This is a genomic window from Faecalibacillus sp. MSK20_93, assembly GCF_020589945.1.
GTDB lineage: Bacteria > Bacillota_I > Bacilli_A > Erysipelotrichales > Coprobacillaceae > Faecalibacillus > Faecalibacillus intestinalis.
This window is the reverse complement of the sequence record NZ_JAJDKA010000160.1, coordinates 1-577: the sequence shown is the minus strand read 5'-3', so window position 1 is coordinate 577 and position 577 is coordinate 1. Positions and strand designations below refer to the sequence as shown.

Annotated in this window: 1 protein-coding gene; it reads left to right on the top strand. The window is 43.8% G+C overall.

The features are described from left to right. Positions 1-468 (top strand): VaFE repeat-containing surface-anchored protein (locus LJD34_RS16130; RefSeq protein ID WP_227360380.1); only part of this gene is annotated, 468 nt, incomplete at its 5' end. Between the last annotated feature and the right edge of the window lie 109 nt (positions 469-577).

Here is a 577-nt window from a genome sequence, read left to right as displayed (position 1 = left end):
TTAGAAGTCGGTACACAGTACAAACTTGTGGGCTGGCAGATGTTGAAAGAAGAAAATGCAGAGCTTCTTATCACTGGAAAACGTGTGGAAAGTGATTACACTTTTACTGCTGACAGCGAAACTATGAAAGTGGAAGTTGCTTTTACCTTTGACGCTACTTCTCTTGACGGCAAACAGCTTGTAACTTTTGAAGAATTGTACGATTTAAGCAATCCAGACGAGCCGAAGAAAGTTACCGAGCATAAGGATATTGAGGACAAGGAACAGACGATTACTTTTAAGGAAAAGCCAGAAGAACCAGAAAAACCCGAAACACCACCGACACCAGAAAAGCCTAACAGACCTAGCGACAGTCCCAAAACGGGCGACAGTACAAATGTAATGGCATTTGTCGTGATGTTGCTTGCGTCTGCTGGTGGACTGGTTGGAACATATCTTTACAAACGCCGTAAAATGAAGAAATCATAAGGCGGTAACGGTATGAGGAAAGAAAAATCACGCTCTCCGCCGAAGCTGTCAAATGGCAGACTTCCGCTTATTCTGGCTTGTCTGCCAACAACCTGCAAGAACACGGATA